The organism is Ideonella azotifigens (assembly GCF_006519715.1).
GTDB lineage: Bacteria > Pseudomonadota > Gammaproteobacteria > Burkholderiales > Burkholderiaceae_C > Ideonella > Ideonella azotifigens.
Window position 1 is genome coordinate 1 of the sequence record NZ_VIDT01000047.1, and the last position, 16,884, is coordinate 16,884.

Sequence of the window (16,884 nt, forward strand, 5' to 3'; positions counted from 1 at the left end):
TACGCGGGCGTCGTCACGACCCTGCGCTTCGAGCGCGGCCAGGTGGTCGCAGAAGGCCAGCCCGTGCTGTCACTGGCCCGCGACGGCGAACGCGAGATCGTCGCCGAACTGCCCGAGGATTGGGTCGGCCGGGCGCGAAGCCTGGTCGCCACGGCAGCGCCCTGGAGTGACGCGACAACGCCGGTCCGTCTGGTGCTGCGTGAGCTCTCGCCGCAGGCCAGTGTGCAGGGCCGGACCTACCGCGCGCGCTATTCGGCCGCGCCCGAATCGCGCGAAACCGTGGTTGCGCTGCCACTGGGCAGCACGATGCAGTTGACGCTGTCGGCACCGCAGGCGGGCCCCGCGACCATGGCGCTGCCAGTAAGTGCCTTGGTCAAGGGCAGCGGCTCGGCCGGCGTGTGGACCGTGAACGCCAAGGGTTCTGGCCTGGTGTTCACACCGGTCAAGGTGGTGGCCATCGACGACGCCACGGTTCAGGTCACGGGACTGGCCACGGGCAGCAAGGTCGTCAGCGTGGGCGCTCAGAAGCTCGACGCGGGCACCGCCGTGCGCGCCATTGAGCGCACCCCCGTCTCCGCCACGGCCACTGTTGCCAAGAGCAGTTCATGAAACGCTTCAATCTTTCCGAATGGGCCGTCACGCATCGGGCCATGGTGCTGTTCCTGATCGTCGCGACGCTCATCGTTGGCGGCCTGTCGTTCAGCCGCCTCGGGCGCCTGGAGGATCCGAACTTCGACGTGCCGCAGATGACGGCCATCGTCGTGTGGCCGGGCGCCACCGCGCAGGATGTGCAGGACCAGGTGCTCAACCGCATTGAGCGCAAGCTGCAGGAGCTGGACCAGTTCGACTACGTGCGCAGCTTCGCGCGCCAGGGCTACGGCGGCATCACGCTGTGGATGAAGGGCGGCAGCAGCAAGGAAGAGCTTAAAAACGCCTGGTACCAGGCGCGCAAGAAGATCGGTGACGTGCGCCAGGAGTTCCCCGAGGGCGTGCGTGGGCCGTTCTTCAACGACGAGTACAACGACCGCTACAGCGTGCTGTATGCATTGAGCGCACCCGACCTGTCGATGGCCGAACTGCTGACGCTCACCGAGGACGTCAAGCGCCGCCTCCAGAGCGTGCCCGGTGCCGCCAAGGTGGACGTGCTGGGCAAGCAGGCCGAGCGGGTGTATGTGGAGTTGTCGACCCGGCGCCTGGCCGCGCTCGGCATCGCGCCGACGGCGGTGTTCGACGCGCTGGCGCGCCAGAACCTGGTGACGCCCGCCGGTTCGGCCGACGCCACGCACGACCGTGTGCAGGTGCGCGTGGACGGCGAGCTGAAGAGCGCGGCGGACGTTGCCAAGGTGACGCTGGAAGTCGGCGGTCAGCTGCTGCGACTGGCCGACATCGCCACCGTGCACGCCGGCTATGAGGACCCGCCCAGCTTCAGCATCCGTCACAACGGCGTGCCGGTGCTGGCCATCGGCGTGACCATGCAGGCCAACGGCAACGTGCTGGACTTCGGCAAGGCGCTGGAGCAGCGGCTGGCCCAGATCCGGCAGGAGATCCCGGCCGGGGTCGAGATCCAGCAGTATGCCGACCAGCCGCGGGTGGTGGCGGAGTCGGTCTGGGAGTTCGAGCGCTCGTTCCTCGAGGCGCTGGCCATCGTGCTGGCCGTGTCTTTCCTGTTCCTGGGCTGGCGCACCGGCATCGTGGTCGCCGCGTCGGTGCCGCTGGTGCTCGCGCTGGTGGCGGGTGTGATGTACGCCGCCGGCTGGAACCTCGACCGCATTTCGCTCGGCGCCTTGATCATCGCGCTGGGCCTGCTGGTCGACGACGCCATCATCGCCGTCGAGATGATGGTGGTGAAGCTGGAGGAAGGCTGGGATCGCATGCGCGCGGCCACCTATGCCTACACGTCCACCGCGTTTCCGATGCTGACCGGCACGCTGGTCACGGCCGCGGGCTTCATGCCGGTGGGCTTCGCCAAGTCGATTGCCGGCCAGTATGCGGGCGGCATCTTCTGGGTCGTTGGAACGGCGCTGATCCTGTCCTGGCTGGTGGCCGTGATCTTCACGCCTTACCTGGGCGTGCTGCTGTTGCCTAAGAACCTGGCGACCCAGCACCAACACGGCAAACACCACGACCCCTACGACCGACCCGTCTACCGCCGGCTGCGCGGCATCGTCGACTGGGCGGTGCATCGCCGGGCCTGGGTGCTCGCCATCACGGTGCTGGTCTTCGCCGTCGCTGGTGCCGGCATGTTGCTGGTGCAGCAGCAGTTCTTCCCCACCGCATCGCGGCCTGAACTGCTGGTGGACTTCCGCCTGCGCGAAGGCGCGTCGTTCGCTGCCACGTCCACCCAGGTGAAACGCCTCGAAGCACGCTTGGCGAAGGACCCGGACATCGAGTTCTTCACCGCCTACACCGGCGCCGGCACGCCGCGCTTCTACCTGTCGATCCAGCCGGAATTGCCGAACCCCGGCTTCGCCCAGTTCGTCATCAAGACCGCTGGCATCGAGCAGCGCGAACGCGTGCGCGCCCGCCTGATGGAGTTGTTCGCCAAGGACGAGGCCTTCCCGGACATCAATGCGCGCGTCACGCGCCTGGAGTTTGGCCCGCCGGTGGGCTTTCCAGTGCAGTTCCGCGTCACCGGTCCCGACAAGGCGCAGGTCCGCGAGATCGCCTACCAGGTGCGTGATGCAGTGCGCAAGAGCCCCCTGGTGCGCGACACGCAACTCGACTGGAATGAGCAGGTGCGTTCGGTGCAGGTCCATGTCGACCAGGACAAGGCGCGGCTGCTCGGCCTGTCCAGCGCCGATGTCCAGAGCCTGGTGCAGACCACCCTCGACGGTGCGCCGGTGACGCAGATCCGCCGCGGCGAAGAGCTCATCGACGTGGTCGTGCGCGCCTCGCCCGAGGAGCGCAAGCGCATCGGCCAGCTCGGTGACCTGCAGGTCGCCACGCGCGACGGCGTCGCCGTGCCGCTGTCCCAGCTGGCCCGCATCGAGCCGAGCTTCGAGGAGCCGGTGCTGTGGCGGCGCAACCGCGACATGGCGCTCACGGTGCGCAGCGACGTCATCGATGGTGTGCAGGGCCCGGACGCCACCGCGAAGATCCGGCCGTCGCTCAAGCCGATCATCGACAGCCTGCCGGCGGGTTACCGCATCGAGGAAGGCGGCGCGATCGAGGAGAGCGACAAGGCCAACGTGGCGTTGTTCGCGGTGTTCCCGGCGATGTTCGCGGTGATGCTGACCCTGTTGATGATCCAGTTGCAGAGCTTCTCGCGGCTGTTCATGGTGTTCATGACGGCACCGCTGGCGCTGGTGGGCGTGGTGCCGGCACTCCTGCTGTTCAACGCGCCGTTCGGCTTCGTCGCGCTGCTCGGGGTGATCGCGCTCAGCGGCATGATCATGCGCAACTCGATCATCCTGGTCGACCAGATCGACCAGGACATCGCACGCGGCATCGCGCCCTGGGCCGCCATCGTCGAGGCCACGGTGCGGCGCTCGCGTCCGGTGGTGCTGACGGCCGCAGCGGCGGTGCTGGCGATGATCCCGCTCACGCACAGCGTGTTCTGGGGGCCGATGGCCATCGCGATCATGGGCGGCCTCGTGACGGCCACGGCGCTGACCCTGGTCTTCGTGCCGGCGCTGTATGCCGCGTGGTTCCGCATCCGGCGCGACGGCCCGGCGCAGACACCGGCTGCGGCACCGCTCGCAGACACGGCCGCACCCGCTGGCCATTGACGCACCCGTCAAATATTGGGGAAACAAGCTTGTCTGCAACCACCAATTCCCGTTCCGGAATCAGAATCCCGGGGACCACCGAACACTTTCTGGACCCGCTCGGGCCACAAGCCCGAAGCCATGGTCGACTGCGTTACCTCGCGGGCGGAACCGGGGCGCCGTTGGTCTTGCTTCACACCGTGCGCACGCAGGCCGAGCACTTCCGCAACCTCATCCCGCTGGTCCAGGATCGGTACACGGTGTACGCACTCGATCTGCCCGGCATGGGTTACTCGCAGATCGTGCCGGGTGCTTCCTACGACGAGCCCGCGATGCGCGATGCAGTGAAGCGCTTCATCACCCAACTCGACCTGCGCGACGTGACGCTGCTTGGCGAGTCGATGGGCGCCACGCTCGCCCTGACAGCCGCTGCAGATCTTCGCGAGAGAGTGCGGCGTGTCGTGGCGATCAATGCCTATGACTATGCGGGGGGAATCGCGCGGTCCAGCCTCCTGGCGCGGTTCATCGTGACCGGCGTGCTTGCCCCGGGCATTGGCCCGACCATCGCCGGTGTCGAACCCAAGGCGATCATGCGCGCCGTGCTGCGTGGAGGTCTCGGCGACACGACCGCCCTGACCGACGACTACGTCGATGAACTGCTGAAGGTCGGACGCGGCCCAGGCTACCCGGTCGTTGCCCGTGCGGTGTACGGGAACCTGCCCAGCCTCATCGCGGCGCGGTCCCGATATCCCGAGGTCGGCGTACCGGTCCATCTCATCTATGGAGAAAGGGATTGGTCACGCCCGTCGGACCGACAGGCCAACAGGCGACTCCTTCCCACTGCTGAATTCATCCAGGTGCCGTACGCCGGTCACTTCATCGTCCTGGAAAGGCCCGACGTGCCCGCCAAGGTGCTGAACGACGCGATACGGCTCGCGGGCGTTCCAGAGACTGCGGCATGACCTCGCTCGATGCAACGTCCCCAGCCCAAATCCGGGACGCAAAGGATCAGACAGATGCGCCACTCGCGACGTCGCACTGAAAGCCGGGGCTTCAATGATCAATCGCACTGCCTTCCCGATCCGGCGGCACAAGCAGGCGCGGCCTCAGGAGCTTCTGGATGCCGCCCTCAGCCTGTTCATCGAAAAGGGGTTTGCGGCGGCTCGTATCGACGAGATCGCCGCGCGCGCCGGTGTCTGCAAGGGCACGCTCTATCTCTACTTCGACAGCAAGGAAGATTTGCTCAAGGCATTGATCGCGCAGCGCTTCTCTTCCCGAGTCGCCATCTCGTTGCACGAGACGACCGATGTTCGCGCCAGCCCTGACATGCTTCGAGAGCTCATTGCCACGTGGCAGTCCGAGTTCGTCGCAGGAGAGGCCGGCGGGATCGTCAACCTGCTGTTCACGGAAGCCCGCAACTTTCCCGTTCTGGCCAATTTCTGGATGCGCGAGGTGATCACACCGACGCGCCTGCTCGTGTCCAGGATCGTCAAACACGGCATCGAGCGCGCCGAGTTCCGTGCCGTGGATCCAGACATCGTGGTGGATGCACTGGTGCTGCCCTTGATCGCGGCATGCCTGCACCGCCATGCGATCGCGCCCTATTCAACACTGGATGCCGTGCCGTGCGGTCACGCCGACTTCAACGGCTACTTCGAGTTCGTTCTCGAAGGTCTGATGGATCGGCCTGCAGACAGCTCGCAGTCACCCAACCGGATCACTGCATGAGGATGAAAGCTCGTCGGTCCATCGGTTGGGTCGTCAGCGCTTCACGAACCGATAGGCGAAACGATCCGTCTCGCCCTTGATCGAAGGATCGAACACCTTGATCGAGTGCGGATCGTCACTTCTTGCGAGCAGGGCGCTTTCCGCGTCCAGTACAAAGCCGGCCGCCTCCACCTCCTCGCGAACGAATGCAGGCTCAATCCGATGCAGTGACTGCGCATCGCCCGTGCCCAGCCCGGCGGTGGCGGCGTGGTCCACGATGACGTAGTACCCGCCGGGCTTCAGCCGCTCGTGGACAGCTCGATTGAAGTGGGCCGCCGTCGCGCCCTTGGCCTGCATCAGCGCGGTGTGGAGATCGTGATAGAACAGGTGCATCCAAAGAACATCCGCCTGCTGCGTGACCTCCGGCATCGCCACGAGGTCCGCCGAGACCGCTTCGGTGTTCTCTCGGCCCGGCTCCATCGCAAGCGTTCGCATGCGGCCGACTGGATCGTTCTTGAAATGGGCGACTTCGGCCGGCACGAAGCTGAAGACCCGTCCTTCGGCTCCGACGATGTCGGAGAAGAGACGGGTCCAGGCGCCGTCGCCTGGGTAAACGTCGATGACGGTGGATCCCGCATCAACTCGTGCGAACCGGATCAACTCGGACAGCTTGGATGGGTCGTACATCGGAATCTCCTTTGCGGTTGGCATTTGACGAGCGCGTGGCGTGCGAGGGGGCGGTCCACGGCGGGTCCACCGTTGACCCGCACCCTCGTACTAGACCTGCGCCATGCCTCCATCGACGGCGAGATCCACGCCGGTAATGTAAGAACTCTCATCAGAGGCGAGGAACGCAACTGCAGCCGCGATTTCCTCGGGGAAGCCTCTGCGGCCCATCGGGATCTGCGTGGTGAACTGTGCGACCGCCTGCTCGGCCTGCTCAGCGGTAAGGCCAGTCGTCGTCGCCAAGGCCGGGGTATCGATTGCGCCGGGACTCACACAATTCACGCGGATGCGGCGGTCCTTCAATTCCAAAGTCCAACCGCGCGAGAAGTTGCGCACAGCCGCCTTGCTCGCAGCGTAAGCAGTAAATCCTGGAAGCCCGAGCACGTTCGAGACCGACGAGTTCAGGATGATCGAACCGTCGTCTTTGAAGAGGGGAAGGGCCTTCTGCACCGTAAAGAACAGCCCCTTCACGTTCACGTCAAAGGTCTGGTCAAAATGCGATTCAGTCGCGACCGCGAGCGGCGCGATTGTCCCCGCGCCCGCGTTCGCGAAGAGGACGTCGATGTGACCGTGCTTTTCTTTCACGACGGCATAGAGCCGGTCCAGATCTTCCAGGCGCGACACGTCGCCCACGACCGTCGTGACGTTTCTCTTGATGGAGGCAGCGGCTTCCACCAGCTCTTTCTCTCGTCGCCCAGTGATCACAACGTGTGCACCTTCTTCCACGAAGCGCTTGGCGGTGGCCAAGCCAATCCCGCTGCTGCCGCCCGTGATGACTGCAACCTTGCCTTCTAGTTTCTTCACGATCTTTTCCTTTCGTTTGTGGTGTGACGCAGCGCCCTGTTCCGATGGGTACAAAGGCGCTGTACCATTTGGATCACCGATCCAGATCCAAATTCACGTATCCGAACCAGTGATCCAAATATACGGATCAGTGATCCACTTGTCAAGAAGCCTATGCGAGCCGACGCCCAGAAGAATCGAACCCATCTCCTTGTGGTCGCACGAGAGGTCGTCGCCGAGCAGGGTGTCAACGCGTCCATGCGCGACATAGCGCGCCGGGCCGAGGTCGGATTGGCCACGCTGCTTCGTCATTTCCCGACGCGCGAAGCCTTGTTCGAAGCGCTGCTGTGCACACACCTGGACGCGTTGGTACAGACGGCAGGCGGACTCGAGAAGTCGGATGCACCCGGTGAGGCGCTCGTTTCATGGTTCCGAGAATGGATGGCGTTCGCGCAGAGCTATCGAGGCGTTGTCGCCATGATGGCAACCGCCCACGCGAACCCGGAGTCCGCTCTCTATGCCGCGTGTGCAGCGGTGCACTCAGCCAGCGCGCGCCTGCTGCTTCGCGCACAGGCCGGCGGCCAGGCGCGCACCGACATGAATGGGGACGACTTGTTCGGCCTGATGTCGGCGCTCGGTTGGCTTGTCGACCTGCCGGCGTTCGCGCCACGGGCCGATCATCTGTCCCACATCGTCGCCAGCGCCATCCTGCCGAATCTGCCGAATCTGCCGAGTCACGGTGTCGCGAAGCGAAGTGCCAAGCCAGAGCGATGAGGCTTCGCGATACCGGCCCCAAGGACGCCGCGCGTGCGCGACACCATCGCAATGCTGCCCGCCGGGCAGCATTGCAAAGCACCTGCCGAGGTCCGCGCAATGTCCGCGCCGTCAGCCGCCAGGTGTTCCGTCTCGCACCGCCTTGTCCAGCACCTCTCGCACCTTCACCGCCAGGTCGTCCAGCGAAAACGGCTTGGTGAGCAGGTTCACGCCAGCGTCCAGGCGGCCGTGGTGCACGATGGCGTTGCGGGAGTAGCCGGTCGTGAACAGCACCTTGATGCCGGGCTGCAGCACCTTGGCCCGCGCGGCGACATCTGCACCGGTCAGGCCGCCGGGCAAGACCACGTCGGTGAACAGCAGGTCCACGCCCTGCTTCTCCAGCACCGCCAGTGCCGCGGCACCGTGGGCTGCTTCGATGACCCGGTAGCCCAGTTCCTGCAGCGCGGAAACCGAGAAGGCCCGAACGTCGGCATCGTCTTCCAGCACCAGGATGCGCTCGCCTTCGGCGCCCGGCACCGGCAAGGCTTCGTCATGCTCGGTCGGCTGGGCCAGCTGGTGGTAGCGCGGCAGGTACAGCTTGACCGTCGTGCCGATGCCGAGCTCCGAGTACAGCTGCACATGGCCATGCGACTGCTTGACGAAGCCATAGACCTGGCTCAGCCCCAGCCCGGTACCCTTGCCCTCGGGCTTGGTGGTGAAGAAAGGTTCGAAGACGCGTGACATGGTCTGCGCGTCCATGCCCGCACCGGTGTCGGTCACGCTGATCACCACGTACTGGCCCGGGGTCACTTCCGCATGCCGCGCCGCATAGGCCTCGTCCAGGTGGCCGTTGGCGGTTTCGATGGTCAGCTTGCCGCCGGAGGGCATCGCGTCGCGGGCGTTGACCGCCAGGTTCAGCAGCGTGCTCTCGAGCTCGTTCGGATCGACCTCGGTGGTCCACAGGCCGCCGGCGCCGACCACTTCCAGCTCGACCGTTTCGCCCAGCGCGTGGCGCAGCAGCTCAGACATGCCCTGCACCACCACGTTGGCAATGAGGGGCTTCGGGTCCAGCGGCTGCCGGCGGGCAAATGCGAGCAGCCGCTGGGTCAACGAGCTGGCGCGTTTGGCACCGGACATGGCCTGCGCCGCAGCCCGGCGCAGGCGTGCCATTTCCTCTGGCAGGCCACGCGAGAGCAAGTCCAGGTTGCCGACGATCACCTGCAGCAGGTTGTTGAAGTCGTGCGCGATGCCACCGGTGAGCTGGCCCACGGCCTCCATCTTCTGCGCTTGCCGCAAAGCCTCGGCGTGCTGCAGCAGTTCGGCCGTGCGGCGCTGCACCTGCGCCTCCAGGCCGAGGTTGAGTTCGCGCAGCGCCGCCTCGACACGGCTGCGCTCGGCGATTTCCAGCTGCGCCTTTTCGAACAGGCGCATGTTGTCGATGGCCACCGCAGCCTCGCCCGCCAGGCCCTCGAGGTTGCGCTCGGAATCTTCCGTGAACACGCCCACGCGCGAGTGGCCGAAGAACAGCCCGCCGATGACCTCGCCCGAGCGGGAGATGACCGGCACTGCCAGGTAGCTGCGCACAGGCAGGTGCCCGGCCGGCATGCCGGCGTTCGGCGCGTTGCGGCCGTAGCGGGCGTCGCGCGTGATGTCGTCGGAACGCACGATGTCCTCGCCACTGAAGGTCGGTGCAAACACCGCCGTGTTGCGTGGCATCGGGAACTGCGCGAACTTCTCCCTGGGCACGCCGGAGAGGCTGTAAAGCATGTAGCTCTCGCCGGCCGCGTTGACCAGGTTGTAGAAGAAGGCACCGAACTCCGCGCCGGTGAGCGCCACGCCGGCATCGGTGACTGCCTGCACGACCTTGTCCAGCTCGGTTTCACGGGCCAGCGTGCTGCCGGTCTGGTTCAGGATCTCCAACGCACGCGTGCGCTCCTGCAGAGCCAAGGCAAGCTGCTGCGCATCGGTGCGGTCGCGCAGGATCTTCACGAACCCCGAGCTGCCTTCGCCGCTGGCCATGCGCCGCGTTTCGCCGATGGCCCAGAAGCGCCCGCCCCCCTTGCGCAAACGCCAGCCCTCCGAGCCGCCGGTCCCCTGCAGCTTGGCCTGGCCAATCTCGGCCAGCAGGGCCGCCGGACCTCCCGCTTCTTCGGGAAAGATGACACCGAGCGAGCGGCCGAGCATTTCGCCCTCGGTCCACCCCAGCAACCGCTCGGCACCCAGGTTCCAGCCGGTGACCAGGCCGTGTTCATCGAGCGTGATGATGGCGGTGTCAAGCGCGCTGTTGAGCACATCCTGGTATCGCCTGAGCGTGGCCACCAGGTCCTCAGGGCTGCGCAGCAGCGTGGGGTCGAAGCTCGAGGACAGCGCAGCGGTAGGGCCAGAGGTCGACATGGGCGAGGTCCGGAAAGCAGCGCCGCAGCCTGCAGCGCCGAGGGTCTTGGAAGGTGATGGTAATGCCCTGCAAAGCGCTCCGGCCCGCTGGACATCCCGCGCACTGCATTCAGCCTGCCCTCCTCGCCTTCTGTCCTCGCCGTCTGATCTGCTTGCGGGTGGGTCTGTGCACGCATGGTGCTGCCTTGGAATAGGTTGAAGGAATCTGCCCGCTGGCGCCGTCCTGGCGGATGCGCAGCAGCGGCGCCACGGCTCGGACGTAGGTTGACTCCCACAGCCGCAAGGCCGCCTGCCCGATGGCGGCCGGGGCGGACCCTTCCTACATTCGTCCTTGAGGCGCCAAAGACGGTGCCGCATCATCACAACGCCGGTGCGCTCGATTCGCGCCGGCCCATGGAAGCAGGAAGCTGTCTTGAAAATTCAAATCGGGTTCGACATCACGCTGGCCGTCAATTCGCCCAACGCCATCCTCTTGATGCTCAATGTGCATCCCGATCGCAAGCATGACGTGCTCAGCGGCGACGCCATCGTCGTCGAACCGGGCCTGGCCATCGAGAACTACACCGACGCTTTCGGCAATCACTGCGGCCGCATCAACGTGCCACCGAACGTGAACAGCGTCCGATTGCGGAACACGGCTGTCGTGCTGGACCCTGGCCGGCCCGACCCGGTGTGTCTGGACGCCATCCAGCATGCGCCGCAGGACCTGCCCCACGAGACCTTGCAATACCTGTTGCCCAGCCGCTACTGCGAGGTCGACAGCGCCTTGATGGACTTCGCCTGGTCGCGCTTTGGCAGCACGCCACTGGGCTGGGCACGCGTGCAGGCCATCGTGGACTTCGTGCACGGCCACCTTCAATTCGACTATGGCCGGGCCCGTGCCAATCGCAGCGCCCTGGAAGGGTTCAATGAGCGCACCGGCGTGTGCCGCGACTTCGCCCACCTGGCAGTGACGCTGTGCCGCGCCATGAACATCCCTGCGCGCTACACGACCGGCTACCTGGGGGACATTGGCATCCCGCCGGTGCGCTCCCCAATGGACTTCAGTGCCTGGTTCGAGGTGTACCTGGGCGACCGCTGGCACACCTTCGACGCCCGCCACAACACGCCCCGGATCGGCCGCATCGTCATCGGCCGCGGGCGCGATGCGGGCGACGTCCCGATCACCATGACCTTTGGACAACACCAGTTGACGCACTTCTCGGTGGTCACCGAGGAGCTGACTTGAGCCAACCGGCGACTGCGCCGCGCGGCCAGAAGCCCCTTCGGCGCTCCATCTTCTGGTCACGGTAGGGACGGAGATCGCCCACGCTGTCGCCGGCATGCCGGACGATGATCACCTCCCCTTTGGCATGGCCGCCCCGCCCGCGGTGCGCCCACAGGTCGAAGACGCAGTGCAGGCAGATGTTCGCCAGTGGCAGCGAGATCACGGCCCTTGCGGGGGTGCCTACCTGCCCTGCATCAGCTTTGCTTGCCCACTGTTAGGGCCTACTGCTTGCGCACGGCTCCCATGTAGACATGGTCGAAACTGAGGAAGCCACAACCGCCGGATTCGTTGTCGAATATCTGCACCTGCGCCTGCTTGCCGGCCTGGACCGACAGGTCCAGCGTCACCCAGTTCCCATCGTCCCTGATCGAGGACTGGTTACAGGAATTCGGTGTGTAGGTCGCGAGAACCTCGCCGGCAGCGTCCAGCACCTTCAGGCCAACGGTGCCGTCGGGATTGCCGCCAGACATCAGGAAATTCAGGAAGGGGCGCGCGGCATCTACGGTGAACAGCGGAGACGTCAGCGTGCCGGTGGAGGCATCGCAGCCCTTGTTGTTGCCGTTCATTTCGCAGGTGCTGACGGCTCCCACGCCGACCCGTGCGCCGCCGGATGTCCCCTTCCAGACATCGGCGTTGGCCGGGTTGACGAAATCACCGGTGGCGGTCCAGACCTGCGCGGTGGCCATGGCATCGTCGAAGTCGCCGATCGGCTGCGCGAAGGCGTCGGCCGTCACCGTGACATTGAAGCCCAGCCTGGCCGTCATCGCTGCACTGAGCACGACCGTGCCGCCGTCCTTGCCTTGGCCCGAGGGATTCCATGCGGTGGGCGACTGGTACCAATGGTCGGTGCTGACGAAGCCACAGCCGCCTGCCTCCTCGTCGAAGAGCTGGGCCTTGATGAAGGCGCCATTCAGGGCCGAGATGTCGATGTGGGTCCAGTCATCGTCGTTCTAGATGAAGGACGGTCCGCAGCTGTTCGGGCTGTAGCTCAGCAGCACATTGCCCAGTGTGTCCATGACGCGCAGGCCGACGTTCTTGCCCGCACCGCCGCCATGCATCAGGAAGTTCAGGTACGGGTCCGTCACCTTGAAGGCCGGCGAGGTCAGCGTGCCGGTCGGCGAGTCGCAGGGCGAGCCCGGGCCGCCGATCTCGCAGGTGCTGATGGCCGTGTCGCCGACGCGCGCGGCGTTGGCGTCCGTGCCGGTCGTGCCCTGCCAACTCGTCGCTGTCGGGTTGGCAAACACCCCGGTGCCGGCCCACCCGCGCTTGGCCACCATGTCCACCGGGTTCTCGAAGCTGGCGAAGGGCACCATCTTCTGGAACGCCACCGGATCTTCGACGCTGACCTTGACCGGCGTGAGCGGCTTGCTCAGCACGCCGGCATTGACACCGCGCGGCTCGTCGGTCTGGTAGAAGTGGTCGAAGGCGACGAAGCCGCAGCCGCTGGACGCGTTGTCGAAGATCACCAACTGCACCGTCTCGCCGATCAGGCCGCTGGTGTCGAAGTTGACGTAGTGCTGGTCGCCCTTGAGCACAGGATCCCCGCAACTGTTCGGGTTGTAGGTTCCCAGAACGACCGGGGCGCTGGCACCGGGCGGCGTGTAAAGCACCTGCGCGCCGACGTCGGGCCCGCCGTTGCCACCCGACATCAGGAAGGTGATCGAATCCTTCTTGATGAGCACGTTGTTGATCGTGATGCTGCCAGTCGGCGCATCGCATCCCGCGCCGCCGATCTCGCAGGTGCTGACCGAGGCATCGCCGATGCGCGCAGCGATCGGCGCCATGCCCGGGTTCGAATACTCGAGATTGTTCCAGTTCGTCGTCGTGGCGAAGGCACCCGTCAGCGTGTACTTGGCCGTGTCCTGCTGCATCTGTGCCGGGTACTCGAAGCTGGAGATGACGTTCTCGGTGACGAAAGTGGTGTCGTCGGTGGTGACATGTGCCGAGGTGTTGGCCACGTGGCATGTCGGGCAGGCGGTCACCTTGATGGACAGGTTCAGCTTCGACGGCGTTGAGTAGCTGTCGTCAGCGACGACGGTGACCTGGTAAGTGTTGTCCCTGTCCGCATCGGCGGGATTCTGAAAGTCGGGCGGAATCGCGAAGCGGATGGAGCCATCGCCGTTGATCGCGAACAATGCCGCATCGGCGCCGGAGAGCGTGAGTTCGAAGGCGTTGTTGTCCGGGCTGCTGACCGTCAACTTCGCCACGGCCGTGGTGAATTCGGGCACGCTCAACGCACCCGGATCGGAGATGACCGGCGAGTGCGGCTGAGGCAGTGACTCGGCGCTGCCGCCGTTGCCACCACCGCAGGCGCTGAGCAGGACAAGTGCGGGCAGGCTCAGCATGCAAAGCAGTTTTTTCATCATGGTTCTCCCACTCAGAAGAAGTAGGTGTACATGGCGCGCAGCGTGCGACCGAACAGCGGTCGGCTCACGCCGCGGTTGGTCGCTCCGTTGGGGCCCTTCAGGTCCACGAAGACCGGATCGCCCTCGGTGAACGAGAGGCGGTTGGTGATGTTCGAGACGTGGAACTGGATCGAACTCTTCTGGCTGAAGTCCCAGATGAAGCCGCCATCGAGGTGGTAGTACGCAGGGTAGAGCGTGACGTTGACGTCCTGCGATTCCGAGTAGCGGCTCCCGAAGTAGGTGTACTTGGCATAGGGCTTCAGCGGCAGGCCGGTGTAAGGCTTCAAGTCCCAGCTCGCCTGCAAGTTCGCCATGACCGCGGCAAGGCGGCGCGGGCGGCGGCCGTCCTCGCCGATCTGCTCGAAGGTGTAGCCGGTGACCACGTCGTTGACGCGCAGCTCCTTGACGGTCCGGTAGTTCGCGTCCACGACCTTCGGGTCCTGCACGAGGCCGTTGAAGCGCAGCTCCAAACCCTTGACCTCTGACGGCCGCCACGCAGCTTCCAGCTCCAGGCCGACGTTCTCGATGCCGCGGCGGTAGAACTCGCGCACCAGCGGGCAGCTGTTGATGTCCACTGTCACCCCGGCCGGCGTGCAGCTTGGCGACGTGAAATCGCGGAAGTCCACGTACTGGTCGCGTGGGCTGAACTTGTTGTAGAACAGCGCCAGCTGGGTGTCCCAGGTCTTGGCGTAGTAACGGAGGCCGCCTTCGTACTGCATGATGCGCTCGACCTTGCTGCCGGGCTGGCTTGGGTCGAACTGCAGCTGGTTCAGCTGCTCCAGGCTCGGCAGCCGAAAGGAGCGCGAGACCAGGCCGTAGACGGCCAGGTTGGGCTGCACCGAGTAGTTGCTGCCCAGCGACCAGCCGGTGGCGCTGAGCTTGGAGTCAAGCCTCTGGTCGGCACCTGGCAGCAGGATCTCGTTGTCGGCCAGTGTGTCGGCGGTGCTGCCGGGCAGGACGCCGGCCGGTGTCAGGTCGCGTGTCTGGTCGCGCACGTTGTAGATCACGTTGGCGCGCTGCGTCTGGTGGCGCACGCCTGCGTCGATCTTCAGCCGGCCGTCACCCGTTTCCCAATGATCAAGGAAATACAGCGCTTCGCCCTTGACCTTGGCATCTGCCAAATAGCCATTGAAGCCCAGGCGCATCACGCCATTGGAAGTGACCGAGGGGCCGACAGGATTGCCCGCGGCATCGATGGCGCGCAGGTCTACCAACTGCGGATGCGCCTCCATCGTCGAGACCAGCAGCGACTGCTGAAAGTTCTGCCTGTTCGCATAGTTGGTGGCATATGCACCGAGGGTCAGCTGATGCTCGCCCAGCCACTGCACCGACTTGCCCAGCTTCAAGTCGAACGAGGTGCTGCGGGCCTCGGTCCTCGCGATGAAGGGAATCAGGTAGTTCAGATAGGCGCTGTCGGCGATGCGTGCGCCGCCGTCCACGCCATAAGCTGCCACGCCGACGGCGGTCGGGTAGAAGCTGCCGAAACGCAGCACGTCGTTGTTGAAGCGGGCATTGTTGAAGCGGGCGGCCGTGGTCGTGTCGTTGCCGGTGAACATGCCGTTGAAGCCGCTGCTGCCGTTCGAGTGCCGCAGGCCGGCGTCCAGCGTCCAGCCCGACTCGAACTCGTGGATGCCCTTCAGCGTGGTGATGTTGAAGTCGGGGTGGATGCCGTCGGCGGTGTCGATCTGGCGCTCACCATACTCGCCGAGCATCCTGAAGCGGCGGTTCGACGAGGACGCCACCGTGCCATGCGCGAAATCGATGCCCAGCGGCCAGACCTGGTCCATGCGGATCTTGACAGGATCGGCCGGCGTACCCGGCGCGCTGATGGCCGGCACCTGGAAGGGCACGTTCTGGTAGAAGGCGGTGCGGTCGTTGATCTTCAGCGCGTGAAGCTGCACTTCGCTTCGACCGTCATCGGTCTGATAAACGAGATTGCCCCTCACCTGACCGCCTTTGTCAGCGGTGTAGCCGGTGTTGCGCAGGCCGTCGGAGGTGCGGTAGAAGCCGCCCACGGCGAAGGTCAGGTTCTTGCTGATCGGGCCGGAGACGAAGAGGTCATTGCGGACGAAGTTGTAGTCGGCCACTTCCAGCTTGTAGCCGCCCTCGAACTGCTGGCTGCCAGTGCGGGTGATGTGGTTGACAGTGGCGCCCAGGCCGTTGGAGTACAGGATGCCGCCAGTCCCTCCCTTGACCACTTCCACACGCTTGGTCATCAGGTCGTCGCGCACGGCGACGTCGTTGTTCATGAAGGGCACCTCTGGCTCTTCGAACCAGGGCAGGCCGTCGATCAGCTGCGGTGCGTAACGGTAGCCACCAGTGACCGGCAGGCCGCGCACGGTGATGTTGTTGCTGGCTTCACCGGCGGTGCTGCCCTCGGCGAAGATGCCCGGCACGTTCTGCAGCAGGTCGGCGGTGCTGATCGGCGCCAGGCGCCGGATCTCCTCGGCCGACAGCGTGTTGATCGTGTTGGTCGAGTCCTTTTTCAGCGTCTGGCGCCCGCTGCTGGCAGTGCCGGTGATGACCACCTCCTGCGGCTTTTCGGCGCTCTCGGTGGCTTCGGGGGCCGGGGCCTGCTGGGCGAAGGCGGCCTGCGCTGCCAAGGCCACGGGCAACAGACGCCAGGCGATGGCGGCTCGTGGGTATTTCATCGTTCGTCTCCTGTGGATCCCCTTGCCGGGGTATTTCTCGAGGTCGGTGGTGGTGGGGCGATCAGGGTGGCGGCCGCAGCGGCCAGAGCTGAACCTGCGCGGTCATGGGTCTGTCTGAGGACAGGCGCAGGCCTGTGCTGGCGGGCAGGGTCGGGTAGCTGCGCAGGGAATAGGCTGCGGCGTCATTGACGAACACATCGACGACCGAGCCATCCACGAACACGCGCAGGCGGCGCATGACCCCGAACGCGGCGCGGTCGTAGTGGCCTTGCAAGCGCAGCGGGCCTTCGTTCTCGGCGGACAGGCTGGCGTGCGTCTTGTCGACGGACACGCTGCCCTGCTCGGGGTCGAAGCGCAGGCGGGTGAATTCGCCCCCGTCCGGCGAGGCCATCAGGTCCATGGTGACCGGGGCGGTGCCGCTCAGGTCGAGTTGCAGCTCGTAGGCCTGCATCCCGCTGGCCAGTCGCTGCGGGTGCTCGTCCAGCGCCAGC

At 65.6% G+C, this 16,884-nt stretch carries 14 protein-coding genes; 7 read left to right on the forward strand and 7 right to left on the reverse strand.

The genetic code is table 11. The features are described 5' to 3' along the window. The 4 genes from FKP22_RS05450 to FKP22_RS05465 all read left to right on the forward strand — a co-directional run. On the forward strand, window positions 1-609 hold a 609-nt coding region (locus tag FKP22_RS05450; RefSeq protein WP_141285945.1), incomplete at its 5' end, for an efflux RND transporter periplasmic adaptor subunit. Then, window positions 606-3,728, forward strand: coding sequence for an efflux RND transporter permease subunit (locus tag FKP22_RS05455; RefSeq protein WP_141285947.1), 3,123 nt, complete (start codon window positions 606-608; stop codon window positions 3,726-3,728). The genes FKP22_RS05450 and FKP22_RS05455, both read left to right, overlap by 4 nt. A gap of 29 nt (window positions 3,729-3,757) precedes the next feature. Next, entirely contained in the window at window positions 3,758-4,669 is a 912-nt protein-coding gene (locus tag FKP22_RS05460) for an alpha/beta fold hydrolase (protein WP_141285949.1), read from the forward strand. Between the two features lie 94 nt (window positions 4,670-4,763). Then, window positions 4,764-5,435 carry a TetR/AcrR family transcriptional regulator gene (locus tag FKP22_RS05465; protein ID WP_141285951.1) on the forward strand — a complete coding sequence of 224 codons (672 nt, stop codon included), beginning with the start codon at window positions 4,764-4,766 and terminating at the stop codon, window positions 5,433-5,435. A 33-nt stretch (window positions 5,436-5,468) separates the two neighbouring features. Here FKP22_RS05465 and FKP22_RS05470 read toward each other — a convergent pair whose 3' ends face one another. Both FKP22_RS05470 and FKP22_RS05475 read right to left on the reverse strand, forming a co-directional pair. Beyond that, complete coding sequence (locus FKP22_RS05470) at window positions 5,469-6,101, reverse strand: class I SAM-dependent methyltransferase (RefSeq protein ID WP_141285953.1); 633 nt, start codon at window positions 6,099-6,101, stop codon at window positions 5,469-5,471. Window positions 6,102-6,191: 90 nt separating this feature from the next. Further along, window positions 6,192-6,944: an SDR family NAD(P)-dependent oxidoreductase gene (locus FKP22_RS05475; RefSeq protein ID WP_141285955.1), complete on the reverse strand. Its 753-nt coding sequence runs from the start codon at window positions 6,942-6,944 to the stop codon at window positions 6,192-6,194. A gap of 153 nt (window positions 6,945-7,097) precedes the next feature. On the opposite strand from FKP22_RS05475, the gene FKP22_RS05480 reads away from it, so the two are divergent. After that, window positions 7,098-7,697 (forward strand): TetR/AcrR family transcriptional regulator, encoded by a 600-nt coding sequence (locus FKP22_RS05480; protein ID WP_141285957.1) that lies wholly within the window; start codon window positions 7,098-7,100, stop codon window positions 7,695-7,697. A 111-nt stretch (window positions 7,698-7,808) separates the two neighbouring features. Here the strand turns inward: FKP22_RS05480 and FKP22_RS05485 are convergent, their stop codons facing one another. After that, window positions 7,809-10,070: an ATP-binding protein gene (locus FKP22_RS05485; protein ID WP_141285959.1), complete on the reverse strand. Its 2,262-nt coding sequence runs from the start codon at window positions 10,068-10,070 to the stop codon at window positions 7,809-7,811. A gap of 412 nt (window positions 10,071-10,482) precedes the next feature. Here FKP22_RS05485 and FKP22_RS05490 point away from each other — a divergent pair, with 412 nt between their 5' ends. Next, entirely contained in the window at window positions 10,483-11,298 is an 816-nt protein-coding gene (locus FKP22_RS05490; RefSeq protein WP_141285961.1) for a transglutaminase-like domain-containing protein, read from the forward strand. A 260-nt stretch (window positions 11,299-11,558) separates the two neighbouring features. Here the strand turns inward: FKP22_RS05490 and FKP22_RS05495 are convergent, their stop codons facing one another. Beyond that, window positions 11,559-12,071, reverse strand: coding sequence for a hypothetical protein (locus FKP22_RS05495; protein WP_141285963.1), 513 nt, complete (start codon window positions 12,069-12,071; stop codon window positions 11,559-11,561). A gap of 1 nt (window position 12,072) precedes the next feature. Here FKP22_RS05495 and FKP22_RS05500 point away from each other — a divergent pair, with 1 nt between their 5' ends. Next, entirely contained in the window at window positions 12,073-12,291 is a 219-nt protein-coding gene (locus FKP22_RS05500; RefSeq protein WP_141285965.1) for a hypothetical protein, read from the forward strand. Here the strand turns inward: FKP22_RS05500 and FKP22_RS05505 are convergent. The 3 genes from FKP22_RS05505 to FKP22_RS05515 form a co-directional block, all read right to left on the reverse strand. Then, window positions 12,288-13,700 carry a hypothetical protein gene (locus tag FKP22_RS05505; protein WP_141285967.1) on the reverse strand — a complete coding sequence of 471 codons (1,413 nt, stop codon included), beginning with the start codon at window positions 13,698-13,700 and terminating at the stop codon, window positions 12,288-12,290. The two genes, FKP22_RS05500 and FKP22_RS05505, sit on opposite strands and share 4 nt — an antisense overlap. Window positions 13,701-13,714: 14 nt before the next feature. After that, window positions 13,715-16,393: a TonB-dependent receptor gene (locus FKP22_RS05510; protein ID WP_141285969.1), complete on the reverse strand. Its 2,679-nt coding sequence runs from the start codon at window positions 16,391-16,393 to the stop codon at window positions 13,715-13,717. A 61-nt stretch (window positions 16,394-16,454) separates the two neighbouring features. Continuing rightward, window positions 16,455-16,884: GH32 C-terminal domain-containing protein (locus FKP22_RS05515; RefSeq protein WP_211361309.1), on the reverse strand; the 430-nt coding region annotated here is incomplete at its 5' end.

Bases quoted from the DNA above. Each gene is read 5' to 3' on its own strand.
- FKP22_RS05485 (WP_141285959.1), bottom strand. From the start codon at position 10,070: ATGTCGACCTCTGGCCCTACCGCTGCGCTGTCCTCGAGCTTCGACCCC.
- FKP22_RS05465 (WP_141285951.1), top strand. From the start codon at position 4,764: ATGATCAATCGCACTGCCTTCCCGATCCGGCGGCACAAGCAGGCGCGG.
- FKP22_RS05505 (WP_141285967.1), bottom strand. From the start codon at position 13,700: ATGAAAAAACTGCTTTGCATGCTGAGCCTGCCCGCACTTGTCCTGCTC.
- FKP22_RS05480 (WP_141285957.1), top strand. From the start codon at position 7,098: ATGCGAGCCGACGCCCAGAAGAATCGAACCCATCTCCTTGTGGTCGCA.
- FKP22_RS05455 (WP_141285947.1), top strand. From the start codon at position 606: ATGAAACGCTTCAATCTTTCCGAATGGGCCGTCACGCATCGGGCCATG.
- FKP22_RS05470 (WP_141285953.1), bottom strand. From the start codon at position 6,101: ATGTACGACCCATCCAAGCTGTCCGAGTTGATCCGGTTCGCACGAGTT.
- FKP22_RS05510 (WP_141285969.1), bottom strand. From the start codon at position 16,393: ATGAAATACCCACGAGCCGCCATCGCCTGGCGTCTGTTGCCCGTGGCC.